This window comes from Vicinamibacterales bacterium (genome assembly GCA_035699745.1).
Lineage (GTDB): Bacteria > Acidobacteriota > Vicinamibacteria > Vicinamibacterales > 2-12-FULL-66-21 > JAICSD01.
Genome location: DASSPH010000057.1, coordinates 35,914 through 53,270, shown reverse-complemented (window position 1 = coordinate 53,270; position 17,357 = coordinate 35,914). Strand labels below are relative to the sequence as shown.

Annotated in this window: 6 protein-coding genes; 4 read left to right on the top strand and 2 right to left on the bottom strand. The window is 68.0% G+C overall.

Annotation, left to right across the window (positions count from 1 at the left end; genetic code table 11):
• Nucleotides 1–388: 388 nt before the first annotated feature.
• Complete coding sequence (locus tag VFK57_12705) at nt 389–2,284, bottom strand: amidohydrolase family protein (protein HET7696565.1); 1,896 nt, start codon at nt 2,282–2,284, stop codon at nt 389–391.
• A gap of 460 nt (nt 2,285–2,744) precedes the next feature.
• Here VFK57_12705 and VFK57_12700 point away from each other — a divergent pair, with 460 nt between their 5' ends.
• Nucleotides 2,745–4,400: a hypothetical protein gene (locus VFK57_12700; GenBank protein HET7696564.1), complete on the top strand. Its 1,656-nt coding sequence runs from the start codon at nt 2,745–2,747 to the stop codon at nt 4,398–4,400.
• Nucleotides 4,400–5,647: a DNA polymerase IV gene (gene dinB, locus VFK57_12695; GenBank protein HET7696563.1), complete on the top strand. Its 1,248-nt coding sequence runs from the start codon at nt 4,400–4,402 to the stop codon at nt 5,645–5,647. Before VFK57_12700 ends, dinB begins: the two co-directional genes overlap by 1 nt.
• 17 nt (nt 5,648–5,664) lie before the next feature.
• Here dinB and VFK57_12690 read toward each other — a convergent pair whose 3' ends face one another.
• Nucleotides 5,665–7,728, bottom strand: a complete 2,064-nt coding sequence (locus VFK57_12690; protein HET7696562.1) for an LpqB family beta-propeller domain-containing protein — start codon at nt 7,726–7,728, stop codon at nt 5,665–5,667.
• Between the two features lie 240 nt (nt 7,729–7,968).
• Here VFK57_12690 and VFK57_12685 point away from each other — a divergent pair, with 240 nt between their 5' ends.
• Together VFK57_12685 and VFK57_12680 are read left to right on the top strand one after the other, a co-directional pair.
• Nucleotides 7,969–8,526 (top strand): hypothetical protein, encoded by a 558-nt coding sequence (locus VFK57_12685; GenBank protein ID HET7696561.1) that lies wholly within the window; start codon nt 7,969–7,971, stop codon nt 8,524–8,526.
• 218 nt (nt 8,527–8,744) lie between these two features.
• Nucleotides 8,745–17,249 carry a glucoamylase family protein gene (locus VFK57_12680; protein ID HET7696560.1) on the top strand — a complete coding sequence of 2,835 codons (8,505 nt, stop codon included), beginning with the start codon at nt 8,745–8,747 and terminating at the stop codon, nt 17,247–17,249.
• The last annotated feature ends 108 nt before the right edge of the window (nt 17,250–17,357 follow it).

Genomic DNA, 17,357 nt, shown 5'->3' with positions numbered 1-17,357 from the left:
TGGCGACAATCTGGAGCGAGTCAGGTCGCAGACCCCGACTCGCTCCCGATTGCTTCGTTCACGGTGCTGTCGGGCGTCAGTTTCACGTTCGCCGGTTTGAGATCAGGACGATGGCGGTGGACAGTGTTCGGATCATCGTCGCACCCTTGTCGACGGGAAAGTCAGAGCATTCATGCCCCACCCGGGTTTGTGCCGTCGATTGTTGTCGCTCGATCATCCACAACAGCCGTCATGGACCTGAGCCGTTCGACCGCGATGGGTGGGGTTCGAAAGGCCGTTCAGAACGAGCCTCCGCTCGCCAGTCGAAGCTTCATCGCCGTGGAAGCGCCCTTCATCGACGGCGCTGCGGATCGGATTGCCGCCGAACGCTCCTGCTGACGTTCGAGAGTCAGCGCTGCGGAAGCGTCACGCGGACCTTCGCAGGATCGACCGCCGACACGTGCGGAGCCTCGGCGTTGCGCAGCCAAACGTTCAGCCGTGCCGATCCAGGAGTCAACGGATTCGCAGCGTCAATCACGGCATGCATGTTCTCGGCGGTAAAGCTCGCCCAACCGGGCGCCACCTGTAGCACGCCGAGTTCGCCCGCCACGACTGGCGCGTCGCCGGCTCGCATTACGACGGTTCCCTGCGCGTAACGCGCGCCCCGCTCCTGCCGGATATCGATCGAGATCTCACCAGTCTCAGTCTGCGTGCGCAGGGTGACGCGGCGCCTTCCGTTTGCTGTCATCGGACGGCTCGGCATCGCATCGGTTCTCCAGAGTACGCGTCCGCCTTGCTCGCCGGTGACCACGCCGTCACGCACCGCATGCACGCCGTTGACGAAGACATGCCGAATGCCCTCGGAAAGAACGGCCGGCTTCTCGTAGGTTGCGCGATCGACGACGGTACGAGGATCGAACACCGTCACATCGGCTGCCATACCGGGCGCGAGGTAGCCGCGATCGATCATGCCGATCGTCGCTGCCGGAAGCGCCGTCATCTTCCGCACCGCATCCTGCCAGGTGAGAATCTTCTCTTCACGCACGTACTTTCCGAGGACTCGAGGAAACGAGCCGTAGAACCGCGGATGGATGTCGCTCGCGTTCGTGGCACCGCAATCGCACGCGATCGACGTGTCGGGGTACTCGAGGATCTTCTGCAGGTCTGATTCGCGGCCGAATGGCGCGATCATCTGCGGGTCGTCCTTCTCGACCAGCCGCACCACCGCCTCGCCCGCAGACACCTCCATCTGGCGCATCACATCGGTCAAATGCCGTCGCGTCTCCGGAAGATAGATGCCCGCGACGTCGCCCAATCGACCGGCGATCGTCTGCTCGATTTCGCGGGCGATCCGCGGACGCTGGTCGGGGTCGGCAAATCGCTCGAGCATCGCCTGTCGTCCGCCATCCTGCACCCAGGCCGGAATGATGAGATTGCTCAGGCGGGTCTGCCCGGACAGATATGGGTACACGTCCGCCGCCGCGTAGTCGCCCTCCCGGGTCGACGCGGCGACGGTGGCAAGCAGCCGGGTCGCCGTTCCCTGCTCCTTCCCTTCTGCCTTCATGTGCGTGATGACCCCAATCAATCCCGCCGCCTTCGCAATGCGCAGCGTCTCTTCGAGGCCGACGCGCCAGCTGAAGCCCGACTCGGGCGTCTTCCGGACGTGGTTCGGGAAGTTCGTTCGCCATGGTGCGGCAGCGGAGACCACCTGAGTGACTTCCTCCGTTCGCGCGAAATACCCGGGCCTGTACTCGAGTCCGGCGGAGACACCCCACGCGCCCGCCTTCATCGCGGCGACGATGAGGGCACGCATCCGATCGATCTCCTCGGCCGTTGGCCGGCGATCGGAGAGTCCGACCACGGCGGACCACACGCTGTTGAAACCGATGTAAGCACCCAGATTGACCGAGAGGCCGGCTCTGGCGACGCGTGCCGTCACGGTGCGTAGATCGGTCGGCCCGGCTCCGTCCGCATTCGTGATCTCGGTGGTCACGCCCTGCGTCAGCATGTTCTCCGCACGCGGGAGCGCCGCCGGCTGAAGATGGCTGTGAATGTTGATGAATCCAGGAGCGACGTAGAGTCCGGTGACGTCGATATCGTGCTCCGCCGAGTCGCGCGGGAGATTTCCGATCCTCGCGATGCGACCGCCCGCGATCGCAACGTCCGCGCGATACGGCGGCAATCCTGAACCATCCAGAATGGTGCCGTTCTTCAAGACGACGTCAAACCGATGCGCTTGTCCGGCATCCGGCTGTGCCGCCCCGACTGCGCCCAGCAGCACGCACATCCATACTTTTCGGCTCATCATGCCTCCGCGTATGCGTGTGAATTTCCCTGTGGCCGTCGAAGAAGATTATGCGCCGTATAGCTGCATGTAGCGGATCTTCGGGGGCTGACCGTCAGTCCAGGCAGCGCTGCTCCGATCGGTGATGCCAGACTTCACTCAGTTGTCGCGAGCTTCGTCTGGGCAGGCCAGTGCGTCCACGGATGCCTGCAATGCTTTCGGCTGGCCGCCGATCCGCCCCGTGAACGGTATCCACGCCCACCGACGTGGATCAGGGAGTTCGTCAAGCGAGCGCAAACGAGCGTCTCATCCCGTATCGAGTTCGGTTGTGTCAGGGGACACAGGGGTCGTGCCACCGATCAGTACCGTGGAGGTGACTGGGCCTGGTCCAAACCGGCCGCGCGCTGCGGATCGTGGGCGAACAAAAGGCGAATATGATACCGTGATGGCCTGCGGGTGCGCCTGATTCCAGTCGTGGCACATGGTGACGCACGGTCGTTCCGAGCCGCTGTCGCAACTCGAGGTGCTGGTGATCGACTGCCAGGCCACGGCTGCGGCTCCCCGAGGACATCTGCTCGAGATCGGCTGGGCCCGCCTGCGCGAAGCCATCACGGACGCGCGGTCGTCTCTGATCGCGCTCCCCGACGGCGAACGGATTCCTCCAGCGGTTGCCCGGATCACGGGGATCTCCGACCGCATGATGAGGACGGCCGCTGTCGACCGGCACTTCGCGTGGCAGGAGCTGTCCGACCAGGCCGCGAGTCTTGCGCAGCAGCCCGCACCCGCGGTCATCCACTTCGCCCGGTTCGAGCAGCCGTTCCTCCGCGCGCTGGCGAACGGCGTGTTTCCGCTCGACGTGGTCTGCACGCACGACATCGCCAGGCGCCTGTTCCCGGATCTTCCGCGCTGCAGCCTGCGCGCGCTTTCCGGATATTTCGGCCGCGCCGTCGGCCCGCTGCGCCGCACCGGCGATCACGTCGAGGCGACGGCGTTCGTCTGGCGCGAGCTGGTCTGCCTGCTCCAGATGCGTGGCGTGTCGACCTGGGGCGCGCTTCACGAGTGGCTCGCAGGGCCTCGCGAGCCGACGAGGGATCGACGCCGCGTCTGGCCGATGCCGCGCGAGGTGCGCCTCTCGCTGCCCGACGCTCCCGGCGTCTATCGCATGCTCCGGACGGGCGGGGGCGTGTTGTACGTCGGCAAGGCCGCGTCGCTCCATCACCGCGTCAACAGCTACTTCCGTAAGCAGAAGGGCGTGCCCGAGCGGATGCTCGAGATGCTGTCGCAGGCGCGCGCCATCTCGTTCGACGTCTCACCGAGCCCGCTCGAGGCGGCGCTTCTCGAGCCGGACGAAATCAAGCGGCACCGGCCGCCCTACAACGTGGCGCTCACGATCCAGGACCGCGGGGTGTGGTTCGCCTCGCGGGATCTCGGCGTGCGCAGCGCACAGCCATCGCCGCAGTGCCCGCTCGGACCTCTGGCATCGGCCGAGACGATCGATCGATTTGCGGCATTCGCGCGCGCGCAGCGCGCCGCTCTGACGTCCGGCTCGCGGGGTCCGGATGACGCCGCGTTCACGGCGGGGTACCACCGCCTGTGCGCCGCGCATCCTGAACTGTCGCGGATCGGCCTCTCACAGCCCGCGAGGCTGCTGCGCCTTGGGACACGCCTCTGGCGAGAGGGCCGGCGAGACCACGACGGCGATGAAGTCGAGGCGGACGAAACAGCTCGCGGATTGCCGGTCTGGACGCCGGAGTTCGTGCAGCTGTCGCTCGAGTGGCTCGCCTTGCGCGCGGCGCTCGCCCGGCGCCGCGCGATCTGGTTGACGCGGTTGTTCGACTCGAGCGTGGTGTGGCGCGAGCCCGGTCACGCTCGGGCTCGGCTCCTCGTGATCGAGAACGGCGAGGTCGTGTCGCGTGAGACAGTGGACCCACACACGGCGCCGCCGATTCCGCCGGGCTGCCGCCGGCCGGTGGCCGCGCGTCGTGAAGCCTTCACCCTCGCCTCCTTCGATCGCCTGCGGGTGCTGACTACGGAGCTGAAGCGCGTCGTTTCAGCCGGTGCTCCGGTGGCGCTGCGTTTGGGAGCCGGACCGGCGCTCGACGAGTCGCGACTCGCCTCAGCGCTGTGGTGGGTCTGATGCCCGGTCCCGCCGCCACCATTCTCCACGCCGACCTCGACGCTTTTTATGCGTCGGTCGAACAGCTGCTCGACCCTCGCCTGCGCGGCAGGCCGATTGCCGTCGGCGGCGGCGTCGTGCTCGCGGCCTCCTACGAAGCGCGCGCCTTCGGGGTACGGAGCGGCATGCCCGGACGCCGCGCGCGGCAACTCTGTCCCGATCTGCTCTTCGTCGCCGGACATTTCCACGAGTACCAGCGCCTCGGTGACGCCGCGATCGCGGTCCTGAGCGATTTCACGCCATCCATCGAGCGCATCTCGATCGACGAAGCCTTCGCCGACGTCGCAGGATGCACGCATCTCTTTGGCTCGCCGGAGCAGATCGCCACGACGGTTCGGGCTCGCGTGCGCGCCGAACTGGGCCTGCCGATGTCGATCGGCGTCGCGCGTACCAAGCACCTGGCCAAGGTCGCATCGCAGGTCGCCAAGCCGGACGGACTGGTCGTGGTCGATCCGGACACCGAACTCGAGTTCCTTCACGGGCTGCCGGTCGCGCTGATGTGGGGCGTGGGCCCCGCCACCGAGGCGCGGCTCGCCAGGATCGGCGTGGCCACGATCGGTCAACTGGCGGCGATCGCGCCTCAATCGGTCGAGCGATTGCTGGGACACGCGGTGGGGAAGAAACTGACGGCGCTCGCGTGGAACCGCGATCCGCGTCAGATCCAGACGCGCCGGCGCGCGCGCTCCGCGGGCGCACAATCGGCGCTCGGACGACGGCCCGCGATCGAACGCGTGTTCAAACCGGTGCTCCATCACCTCGCCGACCGCATCGGCGGCAGGCTGCGCGCCAGGTCGCTGGCGGGCCGGACGATCACCGTCCGCGTGCGCTTCGCCGACCTGCGCTCGGTGACGCGCTCGCTCACGCTGTCGGCGCCGATCTCCGCAACGAGGGCTCTCGCCGAGGTCGCCGAGGACCTGGTGCGCGGCGTCCTTGCCGATCACCCCGGTGAACGGATGATCTCGCTGCTGGCGATCTCCGTCTCGCAGCTCGACGCGCCTGCGGTCGTGCAGCTGGAGCTGCCGCTTGGGCTGGGCGGCGACGGACGCCGCCCCGGCACCAGGAAGGGCCTGGCGCGATCCTGCGCGGACCGGGCCGTCGACGCGATCCGCAAGCGCTTCGGAGGAAACGCCGTGGATTACGCGTCGGCATCGCGGGGTGGCCGTTCGGTCCCCGACGAGTTCCGGCGCCTGGCGGAAAAGGAGCTGTGATATTCGGGTTCGTTGCGCTACCGCTCGCTCGACATCAGGACAACGTCGCTTCGGTTGACGCCGCTGCCGAGCGACAGCCAACGGCCATTCGGGGACCAGGCGAAGCTGAAGACTCTTCCCACACTGAACCTCGTGATCTGCACAGGGCGTCCGCCGGTCAGCGGCTGCCGCCAGATGTTCGACACCCCGTTCCGAGTCACGACGTAATCGAGGCCGCTGTCGTCCGGCGCCCAGACCGGCGGAACTCCGAAGCTCGCGTCCTCCGGCGCGGCCATGCTGAGCACCTGCTTCAAATCGCCGAGTGACGCGACGATCCAGCGGGTGGATCTGATGGGAACCGGTCGCTCGCTCCAATGGGACGTCGAGTAGTAGATCAGCCGTCCTCTCGGAGAGGGCAGCGCGTCGTAACTCTCTCCCTCGATCAACGGGGTTGGCTGACCGCCGTCGATGGAAACACGCCAGAGGGACGCAACGCGCTCTCTTACAGACGAGAACATCACCCACTTTCCGTCAGGCGAGCACGCGGGATTGGAATCAGAAGAGCCGCCGGTCAGTCGCACTGCACCGCCCGCATTCGCAGGGGTTCGCCAGATCCCGCCGCCGCCGGCGGCCTGGTAGACGACGTATCGGCCATCGCCGCACGTCGACACGCCTCCCGAGACTCTCTGACCGGTCGGCAAGGACAGGCTGAACGTCCGCCCGTCCTTGTGAACGGCATTCAGGTTTCCGCTCAAGTCGCGGTACACGACCGTGTCGTTGTCGGGCAGCCAGCTGTGGCGCGCGACGATCGGGTTCGACCACGTTATTTGCGTTTGCGAAGAAGGGCTCGCCGCCGGCGCGATCCACAAATCCGACACCAGCGAATTCATCACAGCCGCGACCTTGGTGCCGGTGGCGCTGACATCGAGACAACAGAGATCGTGGTCCGTCAGGTCGGACGTAAGACGTTCCGCCCGGCCGTCCGGGTATCCGACGCGCCAGATCGGCCCTCCCGAGAAGCGGACGAATTGATTCGAATGCCACGGAGGGAACTGCCGGGTCAGCGCTTGCGATACGACCGTCAGCAAGCCCGACCCGTCAGGGCGCCAGCGGATCCGTCCAATGCGGTCGTCCGTGGAGTAGAGGTCGCGGCCGGCACCGCCGGACACCGGCAGCAGCAGGATGGACCAGCGCGGACGACTGCTCCGGTAATCGACGGCGCTCACCGCCACCGTCTGCCCGTCGGGCGACCAGCTCGGTGCGACCAGCTCGAACGATAAGGGCTTCTGCCGTGCTGCCAGAATTCGTTGCGAGCCGCCCCCCGCAGCCGCGACGACGATGTGGGCCCCATCCTCCGTGCCCCGCGTAAAAGCGAATTCGCGTCCATCCGGGGAAAAGCTGACCGGCGTATCGACATCGTCGAGGATCGGCGTTTCGACGCCGCCGGCAGCGGGAATGCGGGAGAGCACGAATCTTCCGGAGGTCCGCAGACCGCGCGCGAAGTAGACCGATTCCCCGTCGGGGCTGAACGTCAAGTGCGTCAGCACCGCCGGTTCGGGGGAGACGATCTGCGTTGTCCCACCACCGGCAATCTGTTTCACCCACACGCTGTATTCGTCCCCGTCGGTCTCGACGTAGGCGACCTGGCGGCCGTCGCGGGACATGGCGCTGTCGGTGGCTTTGCCGCTTTCCGTGACCTTGCCGATGCGCCACCGGTCGAAGTCCGTTGCGGGTGTCACGCTGGTGCTCGTCCGCCACGCCAGCGCCAACACGATCGCGAGAACTGCGACGACGCCGACCGAGAGGTAAGTCGCGATTCTGGGTATCGCAGTGTCACGGGACGCAGAGGCGGACTCGGTCGAGATCGTCCTGACGGCCGCGGTGAATCGATACCCATGACCCGGGACGGTCACGATGTAACGCGGCTGCTGTGCGCTCTCGCCCAGCGCCCGGCGGAGCAGGAAGATCTGCTGCGTCAGGTTCCCTTCTTCCACCACCACATCGGGCCAGACCGCCCGGAGCAGTTCGTCCTTGGTGACCACGCGCTCGCGGTTCGCGACCAGGATTGCGAGGGTGTCGAAGGCTTTCCCCGTCAGCGGCACGGCAACGCCGTCGCTGAGGAGGAGACGCATGTCCCGCAGCACCGCGAATCCATCGAACTCCCAGTTCGGGCCAGGAGAGGCGTCGGGCATGACCGGGACGCATCTTAGCGCCTCCCGGCACGTCCCCGGCCACCGCGGACGGAATTGAGCGCATTTGTGAGGTGCGCCTGAGGATTTCGTGAGACCTGCCGGCCCACCGTGGCCTCGCGAGGACGCCTGTCCGTCCCCGCGGAGGCGGCGATGCGAAGAAAGGTGGCCGGCGTCATGCTGGTGGCAGTTCTGACGACGGGGACGCGGATCGGGAACGCGCAAACCGGAGTACCCAGGGTTCGGCCGGAAGACGCCGCGATCCGCACGCTGATCGACCGGGGCATGGAGCGGGCGGCGACGTTTCGCGATCTCTATACCGGGCTCGACACGGCAGACGTCATCGTTTACGTCAGGTTCTCCCGCTGTCACAACGGCGTGCCGGCGTGTCTGGTCTGGGCGTCGGCTGGCACGGACACGCGACGGCTGTTGATCAAGATCGACAGGTTCGGCCGCTCGCCCGACGAGTTGATCGCGCTCCTGGCGCACGAGCTTCAGCACGCTCACGAGGTGGCCGCCGCGCCCGAGATCACGGGCGTGGCGTCATTTCAGAAATCATTCGCGGCGCGCGGCTGGAAACATGGGGATGGATTCGAGACGGAGCAGGCAGGCAATGTCGGGAGGAGGGTGGCTGCGGAACTGAGTCGCGGCGCAGGCGACGAGCCGCGACGATCCGGCGGGGCGCCTGCGGCGAAGCGAAGGCGGAAATAGCGGCCAGCGAAGCTCTGCCGCATGGTATCGTCCCGCAGCCATGGCGAAAGCTGCAATCGCGTCGATGCGACTCGCGCGGTTCGACCGGCTGCGTGCGTCCGACGTCGTTCACTCGATTTCGCGTCCTCAGCAGTGCCGGCACGTGGTACGGCGAGGATCCCGTGGCGGCGGCATCCGGGCCTGAACACACCTGCAAGCCGCTGTCATAATGGCGGCACGTGACGATCGCCGACCCGCCGGTTGAGCTAACGCCGCCGATCCCCCTCACCACGAGCCAGCTCGAGTCGCACGCGGCCCGGATCGCCGCCACCCACGCCGTCTCGGATGATCCGAGACGCGCGCGTCCGCTGCTCCCGAAGCTGGAAAAGAGCGGGGCACGACTCGATGAGGCCTATCTCTTCCTGTCGGCCGCCGCTCGTCCGGACGAACAGCCGGTCGGCGCGGAGGAGTGGCTCCGTGACAACCATCACATCGTCCAGGACCAGGTCCGGGATGTCCGTCAGCACCTGCCGCGGAAGTACTACCTCGAACTGCCAAAGCTGGCCGCGGGAGGCTTCGAGGGGTACCCGCGCGTCTACCTGCTCGCGCGCGAGCTGATTGCGCACACGGCCGGGCGGATCGATCTCGAGACCATCACCGACTTCACCTCCGCGTATCAGCGGATCGCGCCGCTCACCATCGGAGAGATCTGGGCCGTGCCGATCATGCTCCGGCTGGCCCTGGTCGAGGAGCTTGACCGTCTGGCCGGGGGCGTCGTCGACGCGCGTCGACGGCGTGCGGTGGCGAAGGAGTGGCACGGCCGGCTGTCGTCGACCGATCAATGGGACGAACGCAGCATCGCTCCGGTCCTGGACAGCGGCCGCGACGAAGACGGCCGCCTGGCGCCGGCGTTCGTCGTCGAGCTGCTGCAGTGGCTGCGCGACCAGCCCGCCACGGCCGCCGCGTTCTCGCACGCGCTGCATCGGGCGCTCGAGGCGCAGGACGATTCGGCCGAGGAGATGCTGCGGCTCGAGCATCAGCGCGAGGCCGCCGACCAGCTGGCGATCGGCAACGCGATCACGAGCATGCGGCTGCTCTCCTCGATCGACTGGACCGTCTTCTTCGAGCGGACCAGCCTGGTCGAGCGGATCCTGAGAGAAGACCCGGCGGGCGCGTACCCGCTGATGGACTTCCCGACCCGCGACCGCTACCGGCATGCGGTCGAAGGCCTCGCCAAGCGCGCCGGGGTCTCCGAAAACGCGGTGGCGCAAACCGTCCTGGATTGCGCGGCGGAGGCGAGGCAGCACGACCCCGCGCACGACCGTCGTCACCACGTCGGTTACTACCTGATCTCCCGCGGCCGCTTCGAGCTGGAGAAGGCGATCCACTACCGCCCGACCGGGACGGAGCGTTTCGCCCGATTCTTCTTCGCGCACCCGGCGCTGGGCTATCTGGCGACCATCGCGGTGATGACCGCGGTGGGCATCGCCAGCCTGCTGCTCTATGCCGAACGCCATGGGGCCGGGGCCGGCGCGCTCTTCTGGATCGGATTGGTGCTGCTGATTCCGATGAGCGAACTGGCGATCAGCATCCTGCACCTGGTGCTCACGAACCAGATCCCGCCGCGCCCGCTCCCCAAGCTGCGGCTGGACGAGATCCCGCCGGAGCTGCGCACCATGGTCGTCGTGCCGGCCATGATCACGTCGGCGCGGCGCGTCGACGAGCTGGTCGCCGACCTCGAGGTCCGCTTTCTCGGGAATCGCCACGACAATCTGCACTTCGCGCTGCTCACCGACTTCGCCGACGCCGACGCCCGGGCGCTGCCGTGGGACGAGGCGCTGCTCTCGCAGGCGCGCGAGTGCATCGCGCAGTTGAACGCGCGGTACGGCAGCGGGCGCTTCTATCTCTTCCACCGCGAGCGGCGATGGAACCCTGCCGAAGGCCGGTGGATGGGATGGGAGCGCAAGCGCGGCAAGCTCGTGGAGTTCAACCGGCTCCTGCGCGGCGGCACCGGCACCAGCTTCATCGTCAGCGACGGCGACCTCAGCGTTCTGCCGACGGTGCGCTACGTCATCACGCTCGACTCCGATACGCAGCTGCCGATGAACGCCGCGTCGCGGCTGATCGGCACGCTGGCGCACCCGCTGAACAAGCCGCGCTTCGATCCCTCCGTCGGACGGGTGACGGAGGGCTACGGCGTGCTGCAGCCCGCTATCGCCGTCGATCTCGTCAGCGCCAATCGGACCCGGTTCGCGCAGGTGTTTTCCGGACACGTCGGCATCGATCCGTACACGACCGCGTTCTCCGACGTGTATCAGGACCTGTTTCACGAGGGGAGCTACGTCGGCAAGGGCATCTACGACGTCGAGGCGTTCGAGGCCGCGCTGGCGGGGCGCGTTCCGGAGAATCGGCTCCTGAGCCACGACCTGTTCGAGGGCTCGTACGCGCGGACCGCGCTCTGCACCGACATCCTGCTCGTCGACGACTACCCGGCGCAGTACCTGGCGTTCGCGTCCCGCCAGCACCGGTGGGTGCGCGGCGACTGGCAGATCATGCGCTGGGTGTGGCGAACGGTGCCGGATGCGGGCGGGCGCACGGTCCGCAACGTCCTGCCGGTCACCCCGCGGTGGAAGATCTTCGACAACCTCCGGCGCAGCCTGCTGGCGCCCTCGCTGATCGTCCTGCTCGCGGCGGGATGGACCGTGCTGCCCCGCGGCCCGCTGGCGTGGACTTCGGTCGCGCTGTTGGTTTTCGCGTTCCCGGTCCTGGCGCAGCTCGCGCGCTCGCTGACCAGCCGTGTCCGCGGCGTGCCGCTCGTCAGGCACGTCGCCGGCGAACTGCCCGCCCTCGCCCTGAGCGCGCAACAGACCATCCTGTGGATCGCGCTTCAACTCCACCAGGCGGTCCTGATGCTCGACGCGATCATCCGGACCCTCTGGCGGCTGCTGGTCACCCGGCGACGGCTGCTCGAATGGGTCGCCGCAGACCGCTTCGCCGGCATGAGCCTCACGCCGGCGAAGGTCCTGCGATCGATGTGGCACAGCCCGGTGCTTGCGCTGGCGATGATGGCCGTCGTCACCGCCGCCGCTCCGGACCGCCTGCCGGCCGCCGTTCCATTCATCCTGCTGTGGTTCTGCTCTCCTGCGCTCGTGCTCGCGTCCGGCCAGCCGACTCCGGACCCGCGCCAGCGCATCGACGACAGTCAGCGGGCGGCCCTGCGGATGATCGCCCGTCGTACGTGGCTGTTCTTCGAAGAGTTGTTCGGGCCGGGCGATCACTGGTTGATTCCGGACAACTATCAGGAGAACCGCGCCGAGCTGATCGCGCACCGGACCTCGCCCACCAACATCGGCCTGCAGCTGATCTCCACGTTCGCCGCCTACGACTTCGGCTACCTGAGCGCTGCCGGCGTCATCGCACGCCTGGAGCCCGCCTTCGGAACGCTGCTCAAGCTGCAGCGCTACCGGGGTCACTTCTACAACTGGTACGACACGCGCACCTTGATGCCGCTGGTGCCGGAGTACGTCTCGAGCGTGGACAGCGGAAATTTCGCCGGCTATCTGCTCGCGACCCGCATGGGGCTGCTGCAACTGAGCGCCGAGCCCCGCATCCACGTGCGCGCCCTCGACGGCATACGCGACGCGCTCAACCTGTGCGCCGAGTGCCTCGCGGACGCGGCCGGGACGACTGCCTCGCCGGCCGCGCGGGCGCTCGCCGACGAGCTGAAGGCACTGAACAAAGTGCTGTTGCAGCGGCCGGAGACCGAGACTGACTGGCGGACGCTGCTGACGGGCGTCGACGATCACCTCTCGAGCCTCGGGATCGCGTTTCGCGAGGTCGAGGACTCGGCGATGACGCCCGCCGATGAGAGCGCGGTGGCGAGCGCCGCTGTCTGGCTGGAGAAGGCGGCCGCCGCGCTCGCCGACCATCGCGCGTCTCTGCAGATGGAAGCGGCGGACGTGCAGGAGCTCGCCGAACGCGCCGAGCGCCTCGCCGGGCTGGCCGACGATCTCGTCGAAGAGATGGATTTCGAGTTCCTCTACGATCGAGAGCGCGGGCTGTTCTCGATCGGCTACAACGTCGTCGACGGCCGCCTCGACCGATCGTTCTACGATGCGCTCGCCTCGGAAGCGCGTCTCACCAGCTTCGTCGCGATCACCACCGGACAGATCGCGCCGGAACACTGGTTCAGGCTCGGACGATCGCTGACACCGACCGGCACCGAACGCGCGCTGCTCTCGTGGAGCGGGTCGATGTTCGAGTACTTCATGCCCCTGCTCGTGATGCGCGCCTACCCGGGGACGCTGCTCGACGAGACCTACCGCGCCGTGATCGCCCGGCAGGTGCACTACGCTTCGACTCGCAACGTTCCCTGGGGGATCTCCGAGTCGGCCTACTACGCGCACGATCTCGACAAGAACTACCAGTACCGCGCGTTCGGCGTGCCCGGTCTGGGCCTCAAGCGAGGGCTGGCCGACGATCTGGTGATTGCCCCCTACGCCAGCGCCCTGGCCGCGCCGCTCGTCGCCGGCGATGTCCTGAAGAATCTGGAGCGGTTGCGCGACCTCGGCATGTCGGGCCGGTACGGCTTCTACGAGGCGATCGATTTCACGCCGGCCCGCGTGCCTGAGAAGAGCGACCGCGGCATCGTCCTGCGGACCTACATGGCGCATCACCAGGGCATGACGCTGGCGGCGCTCGACAACGCCCTCCACGACTATCCGATGCAGCGCCGCTTTCACGACGACCCGCGGGTTCAGTCGGCGGATCTGCTGCTCCAGGAGCGAATTCCGCACCAGGTTCCCCTGAAGAACGCGCCGATCGAGCTGGTCGATCGCATCCCGTCCGCTCGCGACGCCGTCAGCGCCTCGGCACGCGTCTACCTGACACCGCACACCTTGAGCCCGCGATGCCACACGATCTCGAACGGATCGTACGTGGTCATGGTGACCAATGCGGGAGGCGGGTACAGCCAGCGGCAACAGACGGCGCTGACGCGCTGGCGCGAAGACATCACCAGGGACGCCTGGGGCAGCTTCTGCTACATCCGTGACCTCGACTCGAGGCTGGTCTGGTCAACCACCTATCTGCCGGTCGCCCGCGAGCCGGATGAGTACGAGTGCACCTTCGCGCCCGATCGCGCGGTGTTCCGCCGCGTCGACGGCGACATCGAAACCCGCACCGAGATCGTCGTCTCTCCCGAGGACGACGTCGAGCTGCGGCGTGTGTCGGTGACCAATCTCGGCACGTCTCCACGGCGGCTGGACCTGACCAGTTACGCCGAGGTCGTGCTCGCGCCGGGCGACGCGGATCTCGCCCATCCGGCCTTCAGCAACCTGTTCGTGGAGACGCGCAGCGTCCCGGGACGCGACGCGTTGATCGCGACACGCCGGCCGCGCTCCGGCACGGACCGGCGGTACCTCGTCCACCTGCTCAGCGGACGAGGACCGGGAGCGCCGGACGCGCAGTTCGAAACCGATCGCGCGAAGTTCATCGGCCGCGGCGGAAGTCTCGAGCGGCCGCTGGCGATGACGGCACGAACGCTGTCGAATACCACCGGAGCGGTGCTCGACCCGATTGTCAGCCTGCGCCGCGGGGTCCGGCTTGCCCCGGGCGCGACCGCGCGGCTCACCTTCACGACCGGGTATGCGGAGACCGAGGCGGCCGCGCTCGGCCTCATCGACAAGTATGCCGACCGGCGGGCCATCGCGCGCGCCATCGCGCTCGCCGCCGCCTACGTGCCCATCGAGCTGCGGCATCTCGGCCTGACCATGGAGGACACGTTCGCCTTCCAGCGTCTGGGTGGGCGGCTCCTGATCGGCGATCCGCGGCTGCGCGACCTGGAGGCGGTCGAGCGGAATCGCTGCGGCCAGCGCGACCTGTGGAAGTTCGGGATCTCCGGCGACCTGCCGATTGCGCTGGTGCGCGTCACCGACGACACCGGCCTGCCGCTCGTGGCCGATCTGTTGAAAGCGCACGAATACCTGCGCCGCAAGGGCCTGGTCTTCGATCTCGTCGTCCTCAACGAGCATGCGGTCACGTATCTTCAGAGCCTTCACGAGACGCTCGAGCGGACGATCGAGAGCAGCCCCGAACACGGATTGAAGGACACGCCCGGCGGAGTGTTCCTGCGCCGGGCCGATCTCATGTCGAAGGACGACCAGCTGCTCCTGCGCGCGGCCGCGCGGGTCGCCATGGACGCCGCCGAGGGCCGCTTGCGCAACCAGCTTGCCCGTCCCCACGTGCCGTTCGTGCCGGAACCCACGCGCACCGACGTATCCGATCGGCAGCGCGCAGTCGCTGCCGCGGCGGGGGCCGCGGCGCCCGCAGCGGCCGGCGATCTCGAGTTCTTCAATGGATCCGGAGGATTCGCCTCCGACGGGCGCGAGTACGTCGTGCGCACCGGGACGGCGCTGCCGCCCGTGCCGTGGACGAATGTGATCGCGCACGAGACGTTCGGCTTCGCGTGCACCGAGTCCAGTGCCGGCTACACGTGGTCGGGCAGCAGCCACGACAACCGCCTGACGCCATGGAACAACGACCCGGTTGCGGACGCCGCCGGCGAGGCGGTGTTCATTCGTAACGAGGAGACCGGCGCGTTCTGGTCGGCGACGCCGCTGCCGGCCGGGGCCGGCCAGCCCTACCAGACGCGGCACGGTCAGGGGTACAGCGTCTACGAGCACACCCGGAATGGGATCGCCTCGGAGCTGACGCTGTTCGTGCCGCGCGCCGATCCCGCGAAGATCTTCCGCCTCGCCCTCAGGAACACGGGAACGGCTCCGCTGCGGCTCTCCGTCACCCTCTACGTCGAGTGGGTCCTGGGCGAGAACCGCTCGCGCACGGCGACGCACGTCGTGACCGCCGCCGATCCCGATACCGGCGCGGTGCTTGCCACCAATCGCTTCCGTCCCGAGTTCGCCAGCCACGTCGGCGTTCTCGACCTCTGGTGCGAAACAGCCGGGGCGCGAACATTCACCGGCGATCGAACCGAGTTCATCGGCCGGAACGGCTCGCTCGCCCGGCCGGCCGCGCTCGGGCGCGACCAGCTCTCGAACCGCGTCGGCGCCGGTCACGATCCGTGCGGCGCGATCCGGGTGCAGCTCGATCTCGATCCCTTGGAAGAACGCGTGGTGCTCGGGTTGATCGGCGACGTCGACGATGCGGCGAACGCTCGAGGGCTGGTCGAGCGATTCAGGGATCGCACGGCCGTCGACGCGGCGCTTGCCGCTGTCCGCGCGTTCTGGGACGGGCTGCTCGGCACGGTGACCGTCCGGACGCCGGACCGCGCGATGGATCTGATCGTGAACCGCTGGTTGCTGTACCAGACGGTCGCCTGCCGCATCTGGGGGCGGTCCGCGTTCTACCAGTCGAGCGGCGCCTTCGGCTTCCGCGACCAGCTCCAGGACACGCTCGCCGCCCTCGCCGCCTCCCCCTCCATCGTCCGCGACCATCTGCTCCGCGCCGCCGGACGCCAGTTCGTCGAAGGAGACGTCCAGCACTGGTGGCACGAGCCCGGCGGTCAGGGCGTGCGCACCCGATTCTCGGACGACCGGCTCTGGCTGCCGTACGCGACGCTGCACTACCTGGCCGCGACGGGCGACGCCGCGGTGCTCGAGGAGCAGGTGCCGTTTCTCGCCGGCCGCATCCTCGACCCGGACGAACACGAAGCATACGAGCGCCCGACCGTCGCCGCCGAGACCGCATCGCTCTACGAGCACTGCCTCCGCGCCATCGACATCAGCCTCGCGACCGGTTCGCACGGTCTGCCGCTGATGGGAACCGGCGATTGGAACGACGGAATGAGCCTGGTCGGCGCCGGGGGCAAGGGAGAGAGCGTCTGGCTCGGATGGTTCCTCGTGTCGATCCTGCGCCCGTTCGCGGATCTGAGCGCGTCGCGCGGCGATGCGGCCCGCGCCGCGCGCTATCGCGAGTTCGCCGCAACCCTCGCCGGTGCCGTCGAGGCGGCATGGGACGGCGATTGGTACCGCCGCGCCTATTTCGACGATGGCACGCCGCTCGGGTCGAAGGAGAACGCGGAGTGCCAGATCGACGCGATCGCGCAGTCATGGGCGGTGATCTGCGGCGCCGGCGATCCGGCGCGGGCGCGGCAGGCGATGGCGTCGGTCGACGACCGGCTGGTGCGCGAAGAGGATGGCCTGGTGCTCCTGCTGACGCCGCCATTCGACAGAATGGAACCGAGCCCCGGCTACATTCGCGGCTACCTGCCCGGCGTGCGGGAGAACGGCGGCCAGTACACCCACGCGGCGCTGTGGAACGTCCTCGCCTTCGCGACGCTTGGCGACGGCGACCGCGCGTTCGAGATGTTCTCCCTGCTGAACCCGGTCAACCACGGACGCACGCCCGAGGAAGTGATGCGCTACCGCGCCGAACCGTACGTCGTGGCGGCGGACGTCTATTCGGCGCCGCCGCACACCGGCCGCGGCGGCTGGACCTGGTACACCGGTTCAGCCGGCTGGATGCATCGCGTGGCGGTCGAGGCGATACTCGGGATCAACATCCGCAACGGTGCGCTGCACATCGATCCCTGCATCCCCGGAACGTGGCGCGAGTTCGAAGTCGTGTTCGCACCGCCCGGCGCACACTACCGCATTCAGGTGGACAACCCCGAGGGCGTCTGCCGCGGTGTCGTCCGGCTGGAGGTCGACGGCACCCCGGTGACGGGTGACATTCCGATCCTGCGGGATGGGGCGTCTCACGACGTGCGCGTGATCCTGGGCGGCTAGTCACGTCCGTCCCGATCAGTGCCGCATTCTGTCAATCGGAACCCCGGATGTTAGACTCCGCAGAAGACCGAGTGGCGCAGTCAGCGTCAGTGAATGGCGCGACGGGAG